The organism is Daeguia caeni (genome assembly GCF_042653845.1).
GTDB lineage: Bacteria > Pseudomonadota > Alphaproteobacteria > Rhizobiales > Rhizobiaceae > Brucella > Brucella caeni.
Map to the genome: position 1 here is coordinate 88170 of NZ_JBHSEL010000043.1, position 21396 is coordinate 109565.

Genomic DNA, 21396 nt, shown 5'->3' on the forward strand with positions numbered 1-21396 from the left:
ATCCAATTAAAATGTCTGCGGATCATTTGAGCCCCGCAAAACACAAGTCGTCCCCCTTTTGATTACGCGTATATGACTCGGTAAACGCGCCTTGTTCGATTCTAAGAATGCGCTCGCAAATCATTGCATCCTGGCGCAGATGCGTAGCGATCAGAAGCGTGCGCCCTTCGGCGCGCTGCTTCAGACGGGCAAGCACATCGCGCGCCGTCTCGCCATCAAGACCTTCCGTGGGCTCATCGAGCAGCCAGAGCGGCGCATCGGTCAGGAACAGACGCGCCAATGCCAGACGACGCGCCTGACCACCGGAAAGCCCCAGGCCACCCTCACCCAGTTGCGTATTAAGCCCGTCGGCAAGCGAGGCAACAAATGCGCCAAGCCCCGCATCGGCAAGCGCCGCCATCAGTTCAGCATCATCCGCATCGGGCTTTGCCAATAGCAGGTTGCCGCGAAGTGTATCCTGAAACAGCTCCGTGCGCTGTGTGAGAAGCCGGGCAGGCAAGGCTTCGACCCGTTTACCCCGTGCGGCAACCTCGCCCATCAAGACCTTGAAAAGCGTTGATTTTCCTGAACCACTGCGGCCAACAATGGCGACATGTTCGCCTTCGGCAATGGCAAGGCTGACCGCATTGAGTGCAGCCTTTTCGTCCTCTTCATAATGCGCGGAGACGGATTCAAGCAGCACCGCCTTGCCGGCTGGTGGCACCGGCAGGGAGCGAAGCTCAACATCCTTCTCCTGCCGCGGCAGAACGCGTCTTGCCGCCAGAATGGTGCGGCCAAGCTCCATTGCGCCACGTCGCAAGGCGCTAAACGGCTCCATCGCACCAAGCACGATCAGGACGGCCAGTGCCGCCACGGGCGCATTGATGCTGCCATCGCGCATCAGCCAGCCGACGACAATGAGGCTGCCGGCAAGCAGGGCGGCATGGACAATGCCAAGCCCCGCGCCGGTTCTGATTTCAATGCGGTTGAGATCACGGTCGGCTGCGGCGACATAATGATCGGCTCGGCTGAGTGCCGCACATTGCGCATCAAGCCGGCCAGCCATCAGCAATTCGGTTTGCCCGGCCACAAGATCAATGGTACGGGCGCGCATGGCTTCCGTGCCCTTGGCACGGCGACGCATGGCGCGCCCGGATTTTTTTGCGGCAAGCAGCGGCAGACCAAGCCCCGCAGTCAGCAGGACTATAACCACGGCAAAACCAAAGAGCGATTGCATCAGGCCAAGGGCAATGCCGGCAAAGAGTGCCGTTGCAAGCGCTGCGCCCATTGGCACAAACACGCGCAGATAAAGCGAATCCAGCGCATCGATATCGGCGGTCAGGCGAAACAGAAGTCGCGCCGGGCGCAGCAGCAAGACCTTGGCGGCAGATGGTCTTGCCCATTGGCGGAACAGTTTTTCCCGCAAGGTGGCAAGCACGGCCAGCGTCGCATCATGGGTGACAAGGCGCTCGAAATAGCGCGAAACCGTGCGCATGATGGCAAGCAGGCGAATGCCCGCGGCGGGCGCAAACACATCAAAGCCAATCGCCGTCGCGACACTCAGGCCAGCAATTGCGGTTGCGGTGATGAACCAACCCGACAAGCCAAGCAGGCCGATACCGGAAATCACGGTGATGGTGGCAATCACAATGCCCAGGACAAGCGCGACCGGTTTGGCGTGGAAGAACAGGTCCAGAATCGGACGCAGCGCGTGAAGCCCCTTCATTCGGCAGCCCTCCCCGTCAAATTCTGACCCTTTTCCAGGCGATCAAGCCGGATTACGCGATTCATTCTTTGTGCCAGCCCCTCATCATGGGTTGCCACGATGAGCGTCTTGCCTTCGGCAAATTTCAGCAGGCTGTCGGTGATCTGCCCAGCCGTCCATTGGTCAAGATGGGCGGTCGGCTCATCGGCGAGAATAATGTCAGCCTTTTCATTGATCGCGCCGCGCGCAAGCGCAAGCCGCATCGCCTCGCCGCCGGAAATGCCCGTGCCGCTTTCGCCAATCAAGCCATTGTCCGTCACGCCCTTGACGTGGCCAAGTGCCATGTGTTCAGCGGTTTCTTCGACCTGTTTTGCGGCGGCCTTGCGCCCAAGTGTGATATTGAAACGGGCAGAGCCTGAGAAAATATGCGGCTTCTGGCCGATCCAGACCATGCGCTCACGCGCAGCATGATCATCGCCAAGGGCGTGTCCGGCAATCAGAACAGCGCCACGCTCAGGCGCAATCAGCCCGGCTGCAAGCGCCAGCAAGGTTGACTTGCCATAAGCACTCGGTGCTAGCAGCGCTACATGTTCACCTGCCTCAACATGCAGGGAGAAATCAGAAAAAACCGCATTTCCTTCGCCAAAGCGAAAGGTGACATTGGCAAAGGTGACGTCTGGTGCAGCATCACTTGCCGATGAGCCCGCAGCAGGCGCAATGATGGAGGCACTGTGTTTTGCCAGATTTTCCAACGCAGCAATGCCCGCCTCCCCCGAGGCCCGGTCATGCCAGACAGTGGACAGATCCCTGAGCGGCTCGAAAAAGGCTGGCGCCAGCAAAAGGATGAACAGCGCCTCGCCAAGGTCGAGTTTTGCGCCCCATGCACCGAATTGCAGCTGACCCAGCAGATGAAAGCCGATATAGACCGCAACCATCGCCACGCCGAGCGCGGAAAACAGTTCCAGCACGGCCGATGACAGAAAGGCGATTTTCAGCACGGCCATGGTACGGCGGCGCAAAGTTTCGGCATTTTCACGCAGGCGAATGGCGGTCGCATCGACCGCACCAAAAGAGCGTATGGTGGCAAGCCCGCGCAGGCGATCAAGCAGGAAACCATTCATGCCGCCCACGGCCGCAAGCTGTCTTTCACTGGCCGCCTGCGCGCGCCAGCCGATCAGTGCCATGAATACCGGAATGAGCGGAGCTGCAATGAACAGAACCAGAGATGCAACCCAGGAATAATAGAAAACAACCGCGGCGATGATGAGCGGCACCAGCATGACGCGCATTTTCACCGGCACAAAGCGTGACAGATAGGGCACGACCATTTCGGCCTGCTCGGCCAATATGCTTGCCGCCTCACCGGAGGATGGCCGCGTTGCATCCAGCGGAGAGCGCATGGCCAGCGCGGTGATTGCCTTTTGCCGCAATTGCGTGAGCTCTGATCGCGCCGCATCAAAACAGAGTGCCGCCCCCTTGCGCTCGATCAGGCTGCGCAACACGCCGATCAGGAAAATGGCAGCGGCATAAAGATAGATGGATTGGTCAAAGCCATGATTGGCCAAACGGCCAATGGCAAAGGCGAGAAAGGCGGCCTGCGGCAGCCAGAGCAAGGCCGCCAGAGTTTGCAGCATCGCCCCGGCACGCAAAGGCGCAGGGACAGCGCGATGCTTCCGCTGATGTGCGCGTTTATGATCGCGCTTTTCCTCATCGTTAGCGGTCAATTGTCGTTCCGTTTGGGGGGCAACGGAATTCACTCTCGCTTTTGCTCCTTCTTGCCCGACATGCGCCCGCGCCCAAGCGCGACGATCTTGTCGGTCGTTTCAAGAAAACGGGTCACCTTAGAGCCAAGGGCCAACAGGCTCATCAGCCGATCCGTATCCATGGTCTTCACATCATCGTACCAATTGGTCAGGCGCTCGATCATGGAATACATGTCTTTCATGCGCTTCTGCGCATATTGGTCCGATTCCGCCTGTGGCTGCTCCATCAGGATCTGCCGCAGGACAGTCAGTGTCGGGTCGATCTCACGTTTCTTGCGCTCTTCGGCAAGGATGCGCAAAATCTGCCAGACATCACCCGGCGTGGTAAAAAAATCGCGCCGATCGCCGGGAATATGCTTGAGAACAACAAGGTTCCAGCCCTGCAGTTCACGAATGCCCATCGAAACATTGGAACGTGAGACACCAAGCGCCTCGACAATGTCATCCGCACAGATCGGTTCTGGCGAAAGATAAAGCAGCGCATAGATCTGCCCGACCGTCCGGTTGATGCCCCACCGGCTTCCCATTTCACCGAAGTGAAGCACGAATGACTGAACAATAGGCGACAGTTCCAAATTTCCTCTCCCGTAATTTCTGAGTTTTCAGAAATTACTGAAAACTCCGTAAGCCATTTTCTTTTCCCCTTCAACCCGTTTGTCGCGGCGAAAACACGCGCACGACAAAAGGCCGCATGCTGCCATTCCTCCAGATGACAGCATAGACATCGCTTTCCCTGTCAGGATGACACGCTTTCTCCTGACGCATGGAAATGCAGGACAACAGCGTTTTGCCTGCATCTGTCAGATCGGCTTTGGCGCCAATGCATGTCACTGAAACCCGGGTATCAAACCGATGTCTGTCTTGCATGTATCGGCAGTCTGTTCCGATAAACAGCAACCTTGAGCATTAAAAAGAGCACAGAAAAGTCAACCGGCTCGCATGCGCAGATATGTCATGTGTTTAGGTTTTCATTTTCTCCCCGAACATCCGTCTTTTCCTGCAAGAGCTGAAACGGCCGCAAAAGCCGCGGTGTGCTTTGAAGGCAAATTTCGGGGAGATTGTTCTGTCGGCCTAGCCCGTGCATGAATGGCGGGAAATACTGCATCGCCCATCGTACCAAATGCACCAGCCCTCCCCATCTGCAGCTGCAATCGGATACGAAATCTGTGTTTATGTTGAGCAACTGTTTCAGCAAAGGCAAGTTTTATCTTTGCTGAACAGTTGTCAAAGCCTTGTTGATTTTGGCAATTCCCTGCTGTCCTGCGTCAGATCGCGGTGAATGACGGCGCGGCTGAGCAGCATGAGGGTGACCGGCGTCGTCACGACGACAAATACAATGATCAGAATTTCATGCAGAACCGGGCGCGATTGCAGGATGGAGAAAAATATAATTGATGCGATCAGGATTCCGCCCGCACCGCATGATGATCCGATGGTCGGCGCATGAACCCGTTCATAAAATGACTTGAAACGCAACAGGCCGATGCAGCCGATCAGTGTCAGGAAAGCGCCAAGCACCAGAAACACGGCCACGACGATCGCGGCCCAGAGCGGAAGTTCGGCAGCAAGGATCATTCGATCACCTCCCCACGCATCAGGAATTTGGCCAGCGCCACGGTTGCCACAAAGCCAAGCAGCGCAATGATCAGTGCCGCTTCAAAATAGATCATGCTTCCGGTGCGGATGCCGAACGTAATCAGAAGCAGCAGCGAATTGAGATAGAGCGCATCAGTCGCCAGAATGCGATCCTGCGCGCGCGGGCCGACGATCAGCCGGTAGACCGTGCAGGCCATGGCAGCCCCCAGCATCAGTTGCGAGGCGACCAGTGCCCAGAAGATGATGACAGCACTCATGCCGATTTCTCCTTCCCTGGCTCAGGGCTGGAAGCCTTGCCGAAAATCGCAATCAGCGGTTTCTCATAGCGGCTCTTGATGGAATCGCGCCAATATTGCTCTTCCTCAAGATCCAGCACATGGATTGTCAGTTCATGCCGTGCGGCATTGTAATCAACCCAGGCCGTTCCGGGCGTTGCCGTGATGATGCAGCTTAGAATTGCCAGGCCGCCCTTGTTTTCCAGATCAAGCGGGATTGTGACGAAACCGGGGGTTCGTGTTTTTCGTGGCGACAGAACAAGTCTGGCAACGGCAATATTGGACCGGATGATATCGACAACCACCTCCCACAACAAGGCCAGCATGGTTGGCATGGAGCGAAGATGGTTTTTCTCCGGTTCCAGCGCCGTCATGATCCAGCCTGCGACCAGAGAAACAACCAGACCGATCAGAAACTGTCCGCGGCTGAAGCCATTGAGCAGCAGCCAGAAAATGAGCAGCGCAACAAAGAGCAGAGGATATGGCAGCAATCTTCTCATTTGCCATTCTCCGTTTTGCCGCCAACGCGCGGCGTGTTGATCACGCTCTGGATATATTGTTCTGGTGTATGCAGGTAATGCGCGGTTGCTTCCATATAGCGCATTACCGGTCCGGCTGCGAAAGTAAGCGACAGGCAAACAAGCAGAAGCGCGCCAACCGGCACGATTTCACGCACCAGAACGCGCGGCACATTGCCTTCCAGCGATGCCCAGAAGGTGCGAATGCCGGTACGCGTCATGGCAATCAGGGCTGATAGACCAGACAGCAGGATGAGCCCGACCAGCACCCAGCTTGACGGATCAATTCCCGCCGCAGTGTTGGGCGCGATATGATTGCCGTTGAGAATGGCCGAGAGAATGACGAATTTGGCGATGAAGCCGGAAAATGGCGGCAGACCGATCAGCAGGATCGCGCAAATTGCAAAGCACAGTCCAAGAACGGCCAGGGTTGCCGGCAAAAGTGTACCAACCTCTTCTTCCTCTTCCTCATCCTCCTCGTCACCATAGGCTTCCATGGTCACGGCAAGAACATTTGCCGCCGCGTCCTGACCGCGTTCGACCAGTTCGATCAGCAGGAAGAAGGCCGCAATCGTCAGCGTCGAGCTGACCATATAAAACAGTGCCGCCGCTGTCATGGCGGTATTGCCGCTGCCGATGGCAGCAAGCAGGGTGCCGGACGAAACCAGAATGCTGTAGCTTGCAAGCCTGCCCATGGCCTGTGAGGCAACCACGCCGATCAGGCCGAAGGTGAGCGTGACCATGCCGCCGAAATAAAGCCAGTGATTGCCAAAGCCATAGGACGCACCAGACGAAATGCCGAACATCAACGGCGACAGACGCAACAGTACATAGATGCCAACTTTTGTCATCACCGCGAAAATGGCGGCAACCGGGGCAGCGGCAGCACTATAGGTCGGTGTCAGCCAGAAATTGAGCGGCCACATGCCGGCCTTGATCAGGAAGGCAATGCCAAGAATGGCTGCCCCTGTTTCCAGCAGCATGCGATCCTGTGCTGCGACATCCGGAATGCGCTGGGCAAGATCGGCCATGTTCAGCGTGCCGGTGACGCCATAAATCAGGCTGACACCGATCAGGAACAGCGACGAGGCCACCAGATTGATGACAATATAATGCATGCCCGCCTTCACGCGTGCCACGCCTGAGCCATGCAGCGCCAGACCATAGGAGGCCGCCAGCATCACCTCGAAGAACACAAACAGGTTGAACAGGTCGCCGGTAAGGAATGCACCATTGAGCCCCATCAACAGAAGCTGGAAGATCGTATGGAAGTTGGGGCTTGCCTTGTACCAGTTGGCAAGGGCAAAGCTGAGCGAAGCAAGGCCAAGCACACTGGTCAGCACCAGCATCAAGGCCGCCAGTCGATCAAGCACCAGCACGATGCCAAAGGGCGCCGGCCAGTCGCCGATCAGATAGACCATCGGCTCTGGCGCCTTTTCAATTGCCATGATCATAAGCTCGATGGCAATGGCGATCTGCAGCACGACCGAGATGACATTGATTGCCATTTTCAGCCTGCGATTGCGTTCATCAAACAGCAGCAGAACGGCAGCCGTCACCAGGGGCAGCACGATCGGCATGACAATGAGATGGGATTGCCAGGTCATCATCAGTTCTCCTTGCCGTCGACATGGTCAGTGCCGGTGAAGCCGCGTGCGGCAAGCAACACCACAAGGAAAAGGGCGGTCATGGCAAAACCGATGACAATGGCCGTCAGTACAAGCGCCTGTGGCACCGGATCGGTATATTGCCCCGGATGAACATCCACGCCGGAGCCCAGTATGGGCGGCGCATTGATGCGCAGCCGCCCCATGGCAAAGATGAACAGATTAACTGCATAGGAAATCAGTGACAGGCCGATCACCACCTGGAATGTGCGCGGGCGCAGCAAAAGCCACACGCCAGAGGCCATCAGCACGCCAATTGCCAGCGAAAGAACGAGTTCCATGTCAGCCCTCCTCCTTCGCTGCCTGCAGACGCGAGACGCGATGCTTGCGGATCGACTGATGCGCCAGGGCAATCAGAACCAGAACCGTTGCGCCGACGACAAGCGAGAAGACACCGAGATCAAACAACAGCGCACTGGCAAGCGGCATTTTGGCGACATGCGGAATGGTGACATACTGGAAATATGTGGTCAGGAACGGATAGCCGAAAATCCACGCGCCAGCCCCGGTCAGCGCGGCACAGAGCAGACCAGCCCCGATCCAGCGCAACGGCAGGATACGCAATCTGTCTTCCACCCAGCGTGTGCCAAAGGCCAGATATTGCAGGATGAAGGCAATGGCGAGCGCCACGCCGGCCGCAAAACCACCGCCCGGCAGATCATGGCCGCGCAGATAAAGATGAACCGCAAACACCACGATGACAGGGAACAGCCAGCGCATGATGACGGATGGCACGGCAAGGTAATCGTATAATGTCTCGCCTGCCCTGCGCTCCGGCATGGCTTCATCATAGGCATCCTGAATTTTCTGCTGTGCAGTCGAGCCAGCGGTATCGGAAGCCGGCCGGAAACGGCGCAGCAGCGCATAGACCGTCAGGCCAACCACACCCAGAACCGCAATTTCGCCCATCGTATCAAAGGCGCGGAAATCGACCAGGATGACATTGACCACATTCTTTCCGCCGCCGCCCGTATAGGCATTCTTCAGGAAGAAATCGCCAATGCTGTTCATTGATGGTCTGGTCATCATCGCATAGGAAATGAGCGCGACACCAAAGCCGCAGACGATCGCCATGACAAGATCGCGATAGCGACGCATCCGCGCCTTGATCTGCACCGGCATGGGATCCGGATCTTCCCAGCGCTTCGGCAGCCAGCGAAGGCCAAGCAGCAGAAGCACGGTCGTGACGATTTCAACCAGCAATTGTGTCACCGCCAGATCCGGCGCTGACAGCCAGACAAAGGTGATGCAGGTAATCAACCCCGCTCCGCCAAGCAGGATAAGCGCCGCCAGGCGATGGAATTTTGCCTGTTGCGCCGCACCGATGGCGCAGGCCGCGCCCAGAAGCCAGAGGCCGGCAAAGACCGGATCGACCGGCTGTGGCGCCAACGCCCCGACACTCAGGCCGTCCTCCGCCAATTGCCAGATTGCGCCAAACATCGCCACGGCCACCACAATACGCAATTGCGGCTGAAGGCGGCGGGTTGACAGGAAGGTTTCGGCCTTGCGCGCCCAGTTCCAGGAGAGGGTCACCAGCACGCGCTCAAAGATGCGTTTGCCCTGCAGATGCCGGAACAGTGGCGGCCCATCCTCGCTGGTTGCCAGATAGTTTTTCAGCAGCTCATAGAGGATCACACCGCCGATCATGGCAATAATACTCATGATCAAAGGCAGGTTGAAACCATGCCAGACCGACAGGCTGTAATAGGGCGTGTTTTCCCCCAAAACCGAAATCACCGCCGATTTCAGGAACGGCCCGATGGTAAGATTGGGAATGATGCCGATCAGCAGGCAAAGCGCCACCAGTGTTTCGATCGGCCGGCGCATCCAGCGCGGCGGCTCATGCGGCTTGCGCGGCAGATCATGCGGCGGTGCGCCGAAGAAAGTGGAAGATATGAAGCGTACGGAATAGGCAACCGTAAATACGGCCGCTACGGTCGCCACATAGGGCGTGATGGTGTCAAGCCAGGAAACCACATGGGTTTCAATGGCTTCGGCAAAGAACATTTCCTTGGAAATGAAGCCGTTCAGCAGCGGCACGCCCGCCATGGATGCACTCGCCACCATGGCAAGCGTTGCCGTATAGGGCATGGGCCAGAACAGGCCGGAAAGCCTGCGCATGTCGCGCGTGCCGGTTTCGTGGTCGATAATGCCGGCCGCCATGAATAGCGACGCCTTGAAAATGGCATGGTTGACCATGTGGAAGATCGCCGCTACTGCCGCAAGCGGACTGCCAAGACTCAGAAGCGCCGTGATCAGACCAAGATTGCTGATGGTCGAATAGGCAAGCAGGCCTTTCAGATCCTGCTGGAACACGGCAAAGAAACTGGCCAGGAGAAGCGTGATCAGCCCCGCCGAACCAACGATCCAGAACCACTCATCCGTGCCTGCCAGCACCGGCCACAGGCGCGCCAGCAGGAACACCCCCGCCTTGACCATCGTCGCCGAATGCAGATAGGCCGAAACCGGCGTTGGCGCCGCCATGGCATTGGGCAACCAGAAATGGAATGGAAACTGTGCGCTCTTGGTGAAGGCTGCAAGCAGGATCAGGACCAGCACGACATCATACAGCTTGTGGCTGCGCACCAGACTGCCCGACTTCAGCACGACATCGAGATCATAGCTGCCGACAATATGACCAAGCAGCAAAACGCCAGCAAGCAGACAGAAGCCACCAATGCCGGTGACCGTCAGCGCCATACGTGCGCCATCGCGCGCACTGGCATTGTGATACCAGTAGCCGATGAGCAGGAAAGAGAAAATGCTCGTCAGTTCCCAGAAAACGGCAAGCAGGACGATATTGCCCGAAAGGACGACGCCCAGCATCGCACCCATGAAGGCAAGCAGAAAGGAGAAAAAGCGTGGCACCGGATCTTCCGGCGACATGTAATAGCGCGCATAGATGACCACGAGCAGGCCAATGCCGGAAATGAGCATGGCAAACAGCCATGCAAAACCGTCAAGCCGCAATGTTGCATTGAGACCATAGGCCGGAAGCCACTCGATCGAGCCAATCAGCACGCCGCCATCAGCAATGACCGGGTAAAGACTGGCGGTAATCAGGAAAACGACAAGGGCAATAGCCGCACTGAACCAGGCCGACCCGCTATGATCACTGCCACGAAGAAAACCTGTGATTGCACTCGCGATAAATGGCAGGACGATAAGCAGGAATAACATTCTGCCGTCCATCGTCATCTGCCTCCTACTCTTGCTACGCTATCGGACAAACCCACACCCAGACAACGGCAGAACCCGCAGCCAAAATCATGGAAAAGAAATGGAATCAATTTTCGTGACAAATATATTATGATCGGCTCCAACCCCGGTTGGCAATAGCATTCAATGACTTATCATGGCTGAGTCGACATTTTTGCAAGTCTTGGCCCAGCCATTGCAAGGATTAATGCACAATTTTCTTATAATCTGCAGATCAGATGCCGATCAGCTCGAAACGATCAACATCGACAAGCCCCTTGTCCGTGATTTTAAGATGTGGGATGACCGGCAGGGCCACAAATGAAAGTTGCAGGAACGGCTCTTCCAGTACCGAGCCCAGTTCCTCTGCCGCATGGCGCAATCTGCGCAGGGACTCGCGCACATTTTCATAAGGCTCAAGGCTCATCAGCCCTGCCACCGGCAATGCAAGTTCGGCCAGGACCTTGCCGTCGCGCACTACGACCAGCCCGCCTTCAATCTCGCTCAAACGGTTGGCAGCCGCTGCCATATCGGCATCATTCGTCCCCACAATGCAGATGTTGTGGCTGTCATGGCTGACGGTTGAGGCAATCGCGCCGGACTGCAGCCCAAAACCATGCACGAAACCAACGGCAATATTGCCGTTCTTGCCGTGCCGTTCGATGACAGCGACCTTCACCACATCGCGTTCCAGATCCGGCATGACGCCTTCCGGTCCTGTTTCAAGCTCATATTCCAGGTCTTCGGTAATGATCTTGCCCGGCACGATGCCGATCACCCGTGTCTTGCCGCTGTTGGAAGGAGAACGGAAACATGCGGCATTCACATGCGGCGCCTTCACGCTGTTGCGCCCGACGGGGGGAACGGATTTGCGCGTTGCGAAAAGCGCGTCCGAAACCACCCTGCCCGCTGCAAGCACTGTTTCGGCATGACAGCCTTCCAGACTGTCGATCACGACGAGATCCGCGCGCTGGCCGGGCGCAATCAGACCCCGATCATGCAAGCCAAAGGCACGCGCGGCGGAAATGCTGGCAGCACGATAAATGACAAGCGGCTCCACCCCGCCGGCAATGGCGGTGCGGATCAGATAATCGAGATGGCCCTGATCGGCTATGTCCAGCGGATTGCGGTCATCGGTGCATAATGCGACAAAATGCGAATGACGCTCGGTCATGATTGGCATCAAGGCTTTCAGGTCTTTTGAAACCGAGCCTTCACGCACGAGGACATGCATGCCCTTGCGCATTTTTTCAAGCGCTTCTTCCGCACTGGTTGCCTCATGCTCGGTGCGAATCCCGGCTGCGATATAGCCGTTGAGATCGGTCCCGCGCAAAAGCGGCGCATGGCCATCGATATGCCGTCCCTGAAAGGCTCTCAGCTTGGCCATGGCTTTGGGATCCTTGGCGAGAACGCCTGGAAAATTCATGAATTCGGCAAGGCCGATGACCTTTGGGTGATCGACGAAGGGCAGAAGATCATCAATCAGAAGCTCTGCCCCCGATGTTTCCATATGGGTTGCCGGCACGCAGCTTGATAGCTGCACGCGAATATCCATGATGGTGTGGAGCGCACTGTCGAGGAAGAATTTAATCCCCGCAACGCCCAAGACATTTGCAATCTCATGCGGATCGCAGATGACGGTCGTCACCCCTTTCGGCAACACGCAGCGGTCAAATTCATGCGGCGTCACCAGCGAGGATTCAATATGTAGATGCGTGTCGATAAAACCCGGAACGACAATGCGCCCGGAAATGTCGATTTCCTGTTTGCCGCGATAGTTGCCAAATGTGCCGACGATACGCTCTCCGCAGATGGCAATATCGCTTTCCACCAGTTCGCCGGTAACGAGATCGAAAAAACGACCATGTTTCAACACAATATCGGCCGGCACGCGTCCAGCTCCCTGATCAATCATCTGCTCAAGCATGGTCTGTCTCCCTAGTCTTTGACACCAAACTGCCCATTTCTTGATATGACAGCAAGCCCTTAGGCAATCCGGGTCAAAATGACCTCTGGAATTCGGAACAAATAACCGCCATATGGCACGGATCATGACTGACAAGATTTCCACTACCGCCCCTGCCAGAAACGCGATTGCGCGCGATGCGCTTGCGGCACGTTTTCTGCCCATTTCCACTGACAATCCACCGGTTGAATGGCGGGTGGCGGAAGGTCTGACCGATTATGAAGAGGCGCTTGCCTTCATGGAGGCGCGCGTTCAGGCGATCCGCGAGGGAACGGCCGGCGAACTGGTCTGGCTGGTTGAACATCCCCCGCTTTACACCGCCGGCACCAGTGCCAACAGCGCCGACCTGCTCAGCCCCGACCGTTTTCCGGTCTATAATGCCGGGCGTGGCGGCGAATATACCTATCATGGTCCGGGTCAGCGCGTGGCCTATGTCATGCTTGACCTGAAGCGTCGGCGCGAGGATGTGCGCGCCTTTGTGGCAGCTCTTGAACAATGGATCATCGAGACGCTGGCCGAATTCAACATCAAGGGCGAGCGGCGCGAGGATCGCGTCGGTGTCTGGGTGGTACGACCGGAAAAGCCGCGCCTTGCCAATGGTGAACTGTGCGAAGACAAGATTGCCGCCATCGGCATCAGGCTGCGCCGCTGGGTGAGCTTTCATGGCATTGCCATCAATGTCGAACCGGACCTGAGCCATTTTGGCGGCATCGTGCCCTGCGGCATTTCCGACTATGGCGTCACCAGCCTGGTTGATCTTGGCCTGCCGGTGACCATAGGCGACCTTGATGTCGCCCTTGGCAAGGCCTTTGAAAACGTGTTCGGGCCCCGCCAGTCCTGATCTGTAAACCTGATTATCCGGCCATGCCTGATTGAATGGCCTGACCTTGCAGGCTGACCATTCAGCCTGCCTGCTTGAGTTTGCGCTCGCGCATGAAGACATAGATGCCGGAGCCAATGACAATAGCAATGCCAAGCCATTTCGATGGTGTCGGGAATTCGTCAAACAGGATGAGCCCAAAGATCACCGCCATGACGATTTCCAGATACTGGAAGGGCGCCAGCAGCGATGCCGGGGCAAGCTTGCAGGCCTGCACCACCAGCAGATGGCCCAGCATGCCGACGCCTCCCATGAAAAGCAGAAGCGGCCATTGCGCCTTTTCCATCGGCAGCATGAACTGCAGATCCGCAACACCAGACAGCGTGCCAAAGATCATCACGGCAATGCTCACCAGACACCCCCCAATTCCGGCATAGAACTGCATGACAAAAGGCGTATCATTGGCACCGAATTTCCGGTTCAGCATCACATAGATGGCAAAGGTCACGGCCGTGATCAGCGGCAGGAGTGAGACAAAGCCGAAAACCTCAAAGCTTGGCTGGATGACGATCAGCGTACCGATCAGCCCGATCGTCACCGAAGTGATGCGCCGCCAGCCGATTTTCTCATGCAGGAAAAATACCGACAGGATGGTCAGAACCAGGGGCTCGGCGAAAAAGACCGCCATGGCATCGGCAATCGGCATATATTTGATGGAGGTGAAGAACATCACGCCGCCAAGGCCAAGCAAGGCCCCGCGCAGCATATTGCCGAACAGGTGTCCGGTGCGAAACACACCAAAATCGCGCGCAGCCAGCAGAATGAAGGATGTCAGCACCGTCTGGATGAGAAAGCGGAAGAAGGCCAGGGTTGCCGGCGGCATATGCCCCACCACAGCCAGCCATTTCCCCGTAACATCGATCAGCGGCAGCATGAGCGTGCCCAGAACCATCAGGGCCATGCCCTTGACATGCGTTTCGACGCCAGCCGGCGCTTTGCTTTGCATCTTATGCTCCGAGAATTGCGGGATATGCCGATTCGTGCCGCTTGCGCAGGCGCACGGCCCTGTCCTGCTTATGCTGTCAACTTGTCCATGTCGAAAAAAATCGCTTTGCGATAGTCAAATTCATTTGATAAACCCGTGGGCAAGCAGAACGTAAGGCGAACTTCTGTCGCCTTTCACCCCGGCTCGTGGCATCATCATGCCGATTCGCAGGCGCTATTCCGGCCTGGGTCATGATTGGCGCGTTTCACCCGGACATGGAGGCGGTCTCACAGTCAGACAGCCAGGCATTCAGACAGAAAGCATTTTGGTAACGATGGACGACAGCAACGATCTCTTTTCAAGAGTAGTCAACAATGCACGGGAAAGGGCATCGGAACGCGACGCTGCGCGCCCGGCCCCTGCACGCGCTGCATCCGCATCGCAACCGGCAAGCCCTTCCGGCGCGCCGGCCGCCAAGCTTCCCTCGTCTTCGGTTGGCGATGATTACAATGCCTCATCGATCCGCGTTCTGGAGGGGCTGGAGCCGGTTCGTCTGCGCCCGGGCATGTATATTGGCGGTACGGATGAAAAGGCGTTGCATCATCTCTTTGCCGAAGTCATCGACAATTCGATGGACGAGGCCGTGGCAGGACATGCCAATTTCATCGAGGTCAATCTGGATGCCGATGGGTTCCTCACCGTCACCGACAATGGACGCGGCATTCCTGTTGATGAACATCCGCAGACGCCGGGAAAATCAACGCTTGAAGTCATCATGACCAAGCTGCATGCCGGCGGCAAGTTCGACGGCAAGGCCTATGAAACATCGGGCGGCCTGCATGGTGTGGGCGTGTCTGTCGTCAATGCGCTGTCGGACTATCTTGAGGTTGAGGTTGCGCGCAACCGCCGCCTTTATCGTCAGCGTTTTTCGCGCGGCATTCCGCTTGGCGGGCTTGAAGATCTCGGTGAAGTGCATAATCGCCGCGGCACGCGCGTGCGCTTTCATCCTGACCCGGACATTTTCGGCAAAAGCGCCCGTTTTGACCCGCAACGCCTGTTCCGCATGGCGCGCTCAAAGGCCTATCTGTTTGGCGGGGTCGAGATCCGCTGGAGCTGTGATCCCTCTCTGCTTGACCCGAAAAAGGAAGCCACCGAAAAGGCCGTGTTCCATTTTCCGGGCGGCCTGAAAGACTATCTCAAGGCAACGCTTGGCAAGGAACATCAGGTCACGCGTGAAATCTTCTCCGGACGCACCGAGAAACAGGGCGGGCATGGCGCGGTGGAATGGGCCGTGTCGTGGTTTGGTGGTGACGGTTTTGTTCATTCCTATTGCAACACCATCCCGACCGGTGATGGCGGCACGCATGAGGCGGGCCTGCGCATCGTCCTGACGCGAGGGTTGAAAGCCTATGCGGAACTGACCAACAACAAGCGCGCCTCGATCATCACCACGGATGATGTGATGGTCTCGGCTGCGGCCATGCTTTCGGTCTTCATCCGTGAGCCGGAATTTGTCGGTCAGACCAAGGACAAGCTTGCCACGGTCGAGGCACAGCGCATTGTGGAAAATGCCATCCGTGACCCGTTCGACCATTGGCTGGCCGCCTCGCCGCAGGAAGCCTCGCGCCTGCTCGACTGGGTGATCGATCGCGCCGAAGAACGGCTGCGCCGGCGGCAGGAAAAGGAAACCGTGCGCAAGAGCGCAACGCGCAAACTGCGCCTGCCCGGCAAGCTTGCCGACTGCACGCAGAATTCATCTGCGGGCGCGGAACTGTTCATCGTCGAGGGTGACTCGGCAGGCGGTTCAGCCAAACAGGCGCGCAACCGCGCCAATCAGGCCATTCTGCCGCTGCGCGGCAAAATCCTGAACGTGGCAAGTGCTGGCCGCGAAAAACTCACCGCCAACCAGCTCATTGCCGATCTCATTCAGGCGCTTGGCTGCGGCACGCGCAAGAATTACCGCGAAGATGATCTGCGTTATGAACGCATCATCATCATGACCGATGCGGATGTTGATGGCGCACATATCGCCTCGCTGCTCATCACCTTCTTCTATCAGGAAATGCCGGATCTGATCCGCAATGGTCATCTCTATCTGGCCGTGCCGCCGCTTTACCGCATCAGTCAGGGCGGCAAGGTTGCCTATGCGCGTGATGACGAGCACAAGAACGAATTGCTGCGCACCGAATTTACCGGGCGCGGCAAGATTGAAATCGGTCGCTTCAAGGGTCTTGGCGAGATGCGCGCCGACCAGCTGAAGGAAACGACGATGGATCCGGCAAAACGCACATTGCTGCGCGTGCAGATCGACGAAGACTATATCGAAGAAACAAAGAACACCGTCGAAGAGCTGATGGGCACCAAACCCGAAGCCCGCTTCCGCTTCATCCAGGAACGCGCAGCCTTCGTGGAACAGCTCGATATCTAACAGCAAGAACGGCCAGCATCCTGTGCGTCCACCGGGCGCACGGATGTTTCAGGCAATTTTCCTTGATCGCGTGCGCAGGCCTGCCCGCCCACTTTCAGACCGGTTGCGTAGCGCAGGTTGCCGGTTTGGCGTGCGATACGAAATGTCAGTCTTTCTGATTCTGCGCCAGTTCTTCCTGCCGCAGGCGCGCCAGTTCCCGCATGGTGCCGAAACGATGGCGTACATCGCCATCAACCGCCCCGCATTTCTGCCAGATGCCATATCGGCAGCGGAAATAGTCAATCACGCGAATATCCGCCGCAATGCGGCTGTGGCCAATCTCTTCCATATCCAGCAGTGCGTGGATCCGGTCACTTTCGGCAAAGCCCGGCCGCCCGATGGAGGCATCCATCCAGATCGGAATGCCGCGGCGTTCCAGATGGCCAGACAGCCACGGATCATCCACCATCCACATATCGTCCGGAATCGCATGGACGAGATCATCAAACCAGTCCGGCTTCACCAGCACGCCGGCAAAACCGGACAGTTGATCCACATAGCCGCTTTTGACCGGATAGGCCGGCTTGATCAGAAACAGTCCGGCCAGTTCCTTCAGGCGATAGGACAGGCCTTTTTTGCCGTAATGGCCGCGCGGCAGGCGGTCGGGCGCACGGCAGCTGTCGGCAATATCGGGAAAGGTCTCGCCAATGCCGACAATGCAGGTTTCCGGACGCGCCGCCGCCGCGCGCTTGAAACTGGCATGCCAGTGGCGCGGATAAATCCGGTCATCATCACAAAAAAGAACATGTACATTCTGGCCACGCAATTCCCTGATCGTTGGCAGCACCTTGGTCGCAGGCCCATGATCCTCATCAACACGATGAATGCTCACGCCTTCCGGCACTGATGGCAGTGTTCCATCCCAATCGGCAAAGCGTCGGTATGATCTTGGAATATTGATCCTGATTTCATCGACCTTCACGCTCTGGTTCAAAAGTGAAAGCAGGGTTAGCCACAAATGTTCAAAGCGCGGCGGAATCGATGAGAGAGTAACGATCGTCGGAATGGTCAATTCTTGTTCTTCTATCCCTGATGGCCATAGGTGCATTCATGGAGCCTGTATCACGGACAGGCTGAAACATTGTGACAGCCAGTGATAAAGGAGAATTTTTCTTTCGCAACACATAACAAGACAATGAAACACGAGACTGAAACAAATCAGATTGTTGCAAAACACTGGATTGTTCCGACATGTTGGCTTTCTCGCAGTTTCCGGACGGAAAAGCGGTTCCCACTTTTCCTGATCCTGGGCGCAGAATTAAGTGCATCAGGACATTGAGCCGCAAGCCTGTGCTCTCCGGGGAGACCTATCGAGCCAGGAGGGAAATCACATTGCCGGAAAATGCGCGTCTCAGCCCGATATTGGAGCCGACTGCCATTACAAACATGCCCCTGCGAAAGCGCTGTTCAGCCTGCGTGCCATGCCGGAGATCGGGGCCTGCCGCGGACAGAGTACAAGCGGCATATGTACATCAGACAAATTCGCCGGGCAGTGCCCGGCGAACAAGAAGTACGGTTTTACCACCATTTGGCCGGGGTAAAGCGTCCGGCTGCCTGTTCAATGACATAGGCGGTCTGGAACAGTGTCTCTTCTTCGAAAGGACGGCCGATCAGCTGCAGACCAAGCGGCAGGCCCTGGCTGTTGAGGCCAGCCGGAACGGCAATGCCCGGAAGGCCGGCCATGTTTACCGTCACGGTGAAGATGTCGTTGAGATACATCTTGACCGGATCCTTGGCGAGTTCCTCATCGGCAAGACCGAAGGCAGCTGATGGTGTTGCCGGGGTCAGAATGGCCTGAACGCCTTCGGCAAAGACCTTTTCAAAGTCCTGCTTGATCAGCGTGCGCACCTTCTGCGCGCGCAGATAATAGGCGTCATAATAGCCAGCCGACAGAACATAGGTGCCGATCATGATGCGGCGCTTGACTTCCTTGCCGAAGCCTGCGGCGCGTGTCTGTTCATACATGTCGACGATGTCCTTGCCCGGCACGCGCAGACCATAGCGAACGCCATCATAGCGCGCGAGGTTGGACGAGGCTTCGGCAGGCGCCACAATGTAATAGGCGGGCAGCGCATATTTCGTATGCGGCAGCGAAATATCAACAATCTCCGCACCGGCATCCTTCAGATACTGAATGCCCTTCTGCCACAGCTCCTCGATTTCATCCGGCATGCCATCGACGCGATATTCCTTCGGAATACCGATCTTCATGCCCTTTACCGACTTGCCAATGGCAGCTTCATAATCCGGCACAGGCAGGTCTACGCTGGTGGAATCCTTGAGATCCAGCGAAGCCATCGATTTCAGAAGGATTGCCGCATCGCGCACATCGCGGGCTATCGGGCCAGCCTGGTCGAGCGACGATGCGAAGGCAACCGTTCCCCAGCGCGAGACGCGGCCATAGGTTGGCTTGATGCCGACCGTGCCGGTGAAGGCAGCCGGCTGACGGATCGAGCCGCCCGTATCGGTTGCGGTCGCACCGGCGCAAAGCTGTGCGGCGACAGCTGCGGCCGAACCACCCGACGAGCCGCCCGGAACGAGATCGGCATCCGAGCCCTTGGCGCGCCATGGATTCTTGACCGGGCCATAATGAGAGGTTTCGTTGGACGAACCCATGGCGAATTCATCCATATTGAGCTTGCCGAGCATGACGGCGCCGTCAGCCCACAGATTGGCCGTGACGGTCGATTCATATTCCGGCTTGAAGCCATCGAGAATATGCGAGCAGGCCTGCGTATGGACGCCCTTGGTGGCAAACAGATCTTTCACGCCAAGCGGAATGCCTTCCAGTGCACCCGCTTCACCCTTGGCAATGCGTTCATCCGACGCCCTTGCCATGGCGCGCGCCTGGTCATGGGTCACGGTCACATAGGCATTGATGGTCTTGTTGGCTGCATCAATGGCTGAAAGATAGGCTTCGGTCAGTTCCGTCGCAGAAATTGTTTTTGCCTTCAGCTTGTCGCGTGCTTCGGCAATTGTCAGGGCGGTCAGTTCGCTCATGGTCAAATCCTGTCAGTACGCCGCTTCATCGGCGCGATCCGTGCGATGCAAAAGGTCTATTCGACGACTTTTGGAACCACGAAGAAATTGTCTTCCGTCACCGGCGCATTGCCGACAATCGCAGCCGCAATGCCACCATCGGTGACCTTGTCCTCGCGCAGGCGCATTTTCATCGGCGTCACCGACGTCATCGGCTCAACGCCATCCACATTGACTTCATTCAGTTGCTCGACAAAGCCCAGAATTGCATTCAACTCGCCCGTCATGCGCTCGGCCTCGTCATCACTAACGGCGATGCGCGCAAGATGCGCGACGCGCTTGACGGTGGAAATATCAACGGACATCCTGTTCTCCGCAAATCCTTGATCAGCAGGCGGCACATACCGCCCTTACTCGCTATCGGCTATAAAGCCGCGCTGCGGCAAGCGCAACATTTTAAGCGCAAAATGACGCCTGCGATGTCAGAATGCACATCAGGTTCGCGTTTCAAACCGGCGCGGCCCGTCAGGCACGCCGGCGCGCGGATCAAAGCCATATTTCTTGACAAACATATTCTTCATCACCTGCGGATTATCAAAACCATAATAATGCGCCATCTGCTTGAGATTTCTGGAGTGCAGATGATGATTCAGCGCATCATTGTAAAGATTTTCCAGCCGGCAATTGAGAATATAGGTCTTGACCCCACCACGATTGGAAAACAGCCGATAGAGATGCGAACGTGAAATGTTGAACTGCTCCATGACATGTTCAACAGTCAACCTTGGATTGTTGCTGTGCCTATTGATATAATCACAGATGGTATCAACCAATGTATAGCGGTTCTGCCCCAATTCACTGAGGCGGTGATCGAGCTGACTGATGAAAGCGCCCGTGAAGGCATATTTCATATCCCGCATGTGGACACGCGAAATGGTCGGAAAATCACGCTCCAGCTTGTCCAGCAACATGAAGATGATCTCGGATTCCGCATCCGGTTTCAGAACAAATCCATGCAGCCTGGACAGCAATGGATAGCTGATATCAAGCTTTGGGATTGCCAGATGCAGCTCGCATTCAACCTCCACATCCGCCTGACTCACTCTGCTGCAGTCAAAAACAAGGACAGACCCTGCCTCGACATTTAACGGACGACCGCTAAGCTTGCCGCTAATCCTGCCCGTCAGAACACGGACAAAGACATAGGACGTCAGCCCCGAACAGGCGATAAGATTCTGCATCTGCCTGGCCATCTGCGAAGTCAGGCTGATCTTGCCGACGACAGAACTGGAATTGATCGCAGCCTTTTCATCTTGGCGCCGGGCAAAGCCAGTCACTTGAGCGCTGCGGCTTAACATGACCTGCCAAAGACTGTCACGCTGTGCGACCTGTTTCAGAGCCCGACCTAAAATTAAGTTTAGCGATTTCAGTAGTTTATGATTCTCTATGTTTGCAAAAACTACGGAGGATCAGATGAC

17 protein-coding genes are annotated in these 21396 nt (G+C 56.8%); 2 read left to right on the plus strand and 15 right to left on the minus strand.

Annotated features, from left to right (window positions below; all coding sequences use genetic code 11):
• Positions 1-22 precede the first annotated feature (22 nt).
• The 10 genes from cydC to ade form a co-directional block, all read right to left on the minus strand.
• Complete coding sequence (gene cydC, locus ACFO1V_RS04990) at positions 23-1705, minus strand: thiol reductant ABC exporter subunit CydC (protein ID WP_374831298.1); 1683 nt, start codon at positions 1703-1705, stop codon at positions 23-25.
• Positions 1702-3441, minus strand: a complete 1740-nt coding sequence (cydD, locus tag ACFO1V_RS04995; protein WP_374831296.1) for a thiol reductant ABC exporter subunit CydD — start codon at positions 3439-3441, stop codon at positions 1702-1704. Before cydD ends, cydC begins: the two co-directional genes overlap by 4 nt.
• The gene (locus ACFO1V_RS05000) at positions 3438-4022 is read right to left on the minus strand and encodes a GbsR/MarR family transcriptional regulator (protein WP_374831294.1); all 585 of its coding nucleotides are present in this window, start codon (positions 4020-4022) and stop codon (positions 3438-3440) included. The genes cydD and ACFO1V_RS05000 overlap by 4 nt, the downstream gene beginning before the upstream one ends.
• 649 nt (positions 4023-4671) lie before the next feature.
• The gene (mnhG, locus tag ACFO1V_RS05005) at positions 4672-5022 is read right to left on the minus strand and encodes a monovalent cation/H(+) antiporter subunit G (RefSeq protein ID WP_374831292.1); all 351 of its coding nucleotides are present in this window, start codon (positions 5020-5022) and stop codon (positions 4672-4674) included.
• Positions 5019-5300, minus strand: coding sequence for a K+/H+ antiporter subunit F (locus ACFO1V_RS05010; protein ID WP_374831290.1), 282 nt, complete (start codon positions 5298-5300; stop codon positions 5019-5021). Before ACFO1V_RS05010 ends, mnhG begins: the two co-directional genes overlap by 4 nt.
• Positions 5297-5818 (minus strand): Na+/H+ antiporter subunit E, encoded by a 522-nt coding sequence (locus tag ACFO1V_RS05015; RefSeq protein WP_374831288.1) that lies wholly within the window; start codon positions 5816-5818, stop codon positions 5297-5299. The genes ACFO1V_RS05010 and ACFO1V_RS05015 overlap by 4 nt, the downstream gene beginning before the upstream one ends.
• Complete coding sequence (locus ACFO1V_RS05020) at positions 5815-7443, minus strand: monovalent cation/H+ antiporter subunit D (RefSeq protein ID WP_374831286.1); 1629 nt, start codon at positions 7441-7443, stop codon at positions 5815-5817. Before ACFO1V_RS05020 ends, ACFO1V_RS05015 begins: the two co-directional genes overlap by 4 nt.
• Before the next feature lie 2 nt (positions 7444-7445).
• On the minus strand, positions 7446-7784 hold the full coding sequence (locus ACFO1V_RS05025; protein ID WP_374831284.1) for a Na+/H+ antiporter subunit C: 339 nt from the start codon (positions 7782-7784) through the stop codon (positions 7446-7448).
• A gap of 1 nt (position 7785) precedes the next feature.
• Positions 7786-10701: a monovalent cation/H+ antiporter subunit A gene (locus tag ACFO1V_RS05030; protein WP_374831282.1), complete on the minus strand. Its 2916-nt coding sequence runs from the start codon at positions 10699-10701 to the stop codon at positions 7786-7788.
• 235 nt (positions 10702-10936) lie between these two features.
• A complete protein-coding gene (ade, locus tag ACFO1V_RS05035) occupies positions 10937-12628 on the minus strand; it encodes an adenine deaminase (protein ID WP_374831280.1) in 1692 nt (563 codons plus the stop codon).
• A gap of 124 nt (positions 12629-12752) precedes the next feature.
• Here ade and lipB point away from each other — a divergent pair, with 124 nt between their 5' ends.
• Complete coding sequence (gene lipB / locus ACFO1V_RS05040; RefSeq protein WP_374831278.1) at positions 12753-13508, plus strand: lipoyl(octanoyl) transferase LipB; 756 nt, start codon at positions 12753-12755, stop codon at positions 13506-13508.
• 61 nt (positions 13509-13569) lie between these two features.
• Here the strand turns inward: lipB and ACFO1V_RS05045 are convergent, their stop codons facing one another.
• Complete coding sequence (locus ACFO1V_RS05045) at positions 13570-14493, minus strand: DMT family transporter (protein WP_374831276.1); 924 nt, start codon at positions 14491-14493, stop codon at positions 13570-13572.
• 313 nt (positions 14494-14806) lie between these two features.
• Here ACFO1V_RS05045 and parE point away from each other — a divergent pair, with 313 nt between their 5' ends.
• The gene (gene parE, locus ACFO1V_RS05050; protein WP_374831274.1) at positions 14807-16900 is read left to right on the plus strand and encodes a DNA topoisomerase IV subunit B; all 2094 of its coding nucleotides are present in this window, start codon (positions 14807-14809) and stop codon (positions 16898-16900) included.
• A gap of 145 nt (positions 16901-17045) precedes the next feature.
• On the opposite strand, the gene ACFO1V_RS05055 is transcribed toward parE, so the two are convergent.
• The 4 genes from ACFO1V_RS05055 to ACFO1V_RS05070 all read right to left on the minus strand — a co-directional run bounded on the left by ACFO1V_RS05055 (position 17046) and on the right by ACFO1V_RS05070 (position 21255).
• Entirely contained in the window at positions 17046-17951 is a 906-nt protein-coding gene (locus ACFO1V_RS05055) for a glycosyltransferase family 2 protein (protein ID WP_374831272.1), read from the minus strand.
• Positions 17952-18457: 506 nt separating this feature from the next.
• Positions 18458-19939, minus strand: coding sequence for an Asp-tRNA(Asn)/Glu-tRNA(Gln) amidotransferase subunit GatA (gatA, locus tag ACFO1V_RS05060; protein ID WP_374831270.1), 1482 nt, complete (start codon positions 19937-19939; stop codon positions 18458-18460).
• 56 nt (positions 19940-19995) lie between these two features.
• A complete protein-coding gene (gene gatC, locus ACFO1V_RS05065; protein ID WP_374831268.1) occupies positions 19996-20283 on the minus strand; it encodes an Asp-tRNA(Asn)/Glu-tRNA(Gln) amidotransferase subunit GatC in 288 nt (95 codons plus the stop codon).
• 129 nt (positions 20284-20412) lie between these two features.
• Positions 20413-21255 carry a helix-turn-helix transcriptional regulator gene (locus ACFO1V_RS05070; RefSeq protein ID WP_380075067.1) on the minus strand — a complete coding sequence of 281 codons (843 nt, stop codon included), beginning with the start codon at positions 21253-21255 and terminating at the stop codon, positions 20413-20415.
• Positions 21256-21396: the final 141 nt, after the last annotated feature.

What these genes read in the sequence shown, in the direction of transcription:
- parE (WP_374831274.1), top strand. Translation starts at nt 14,807, where the DNA reads ATGGACGACAGCAACGATCTCTTTTCAAGAGTAGTCAACAATGCACGG.
- ade (WP_374831280.1), bottom strand. Translation starts at nt 12,628, where the DNA reads ATGCTTGAGCAGATGATTGATCAGGGAGCTGGACGCGTGCCGGCCGAT.
- ACFO1V_RS05030 (WP_374831282.1), bottom strand. Translation starts at nt 10,701, where the DNA reads ATGACGATGGACGGCAGAATGTTATTCCTGCTTATCGTCCTGCCATTT.
- ACFO1V_RS05025 (WP_374831284.1), bottom strand. Translation starts at nt 7,784, where the DNA reads ATGGAACTCGTTCTTTCGCTGGCAATTGGCGTGCTGATGGCCTCTGGC.
- ACFO1V_RS05010 (WP_374831290.1), bottom strand. Translation starts at nt 5,300, where the DNA reads ATGAGTGCTGTCATCATCTTCTGGGCACTGGTCGCCTCGCAACTGATG.
- cydC (WP_374831298.1), bottom strand. Translation starts at nt 1,705, where the DNA reads ATGAAGGGGCTTCACGCGCTGCGTCCGATTCTGGACCTGTTCTTCCAC.
- gatA (WP_374831270.1), bottom strand. Translation starts at nt 19,939, where the DNA reads ATGAGCGAACTGACCGCCCTGACAATTGCCGAAGCACGCGACAAGCTG.
- lipB (WP_374831278.1), top strand. Translation starts at nt 12,753, where the DNA reads ATGACTGACAAGATTTCCACTACCGCCCCTGCCAGAAACGCGATTGCG.
- mnhG (WP_374831292.1), bottom strand. Translation starts at nt 5,022, where the DNA reads ATGATCCTTGCTGCCGAACTTCCGCTCTGGGCCGCGATCGTCGTGGCC.
- ACFO1V_RS05045 (WP_374831276.1), bottom strand. Translation starts at nt 14,493, where the DNA reads ATGCAAAGCAAAGCGCCGGCTGGCGTCGAAACGCATGTCAAGGGCATG.
- ACFO1V_RS05015 (WP_374831288.1), bottom strand. Translation starts at nt 5,818, where the DNA reads ATGAGAAGATTGCTGCCATATCCTCTGCTCTTTGTTGCGCTGCTCATT.
- gatC (WP_374831268.1), bottom strand. Translation starts at nt 20,283, where the DNA reads ATGTCCGTTGATATTTCCACCGTCAAGCGCGTCGCGCATCTTGCGCGC.
- ACFO1V_RS05020 (WP_374831286.1), bottom strand. Translation starts at nt 7,443, where the DNA reads ATGACCTGGCAATCCCATCTCATTGTCATGCCGATCGTGCTGCCCCTG.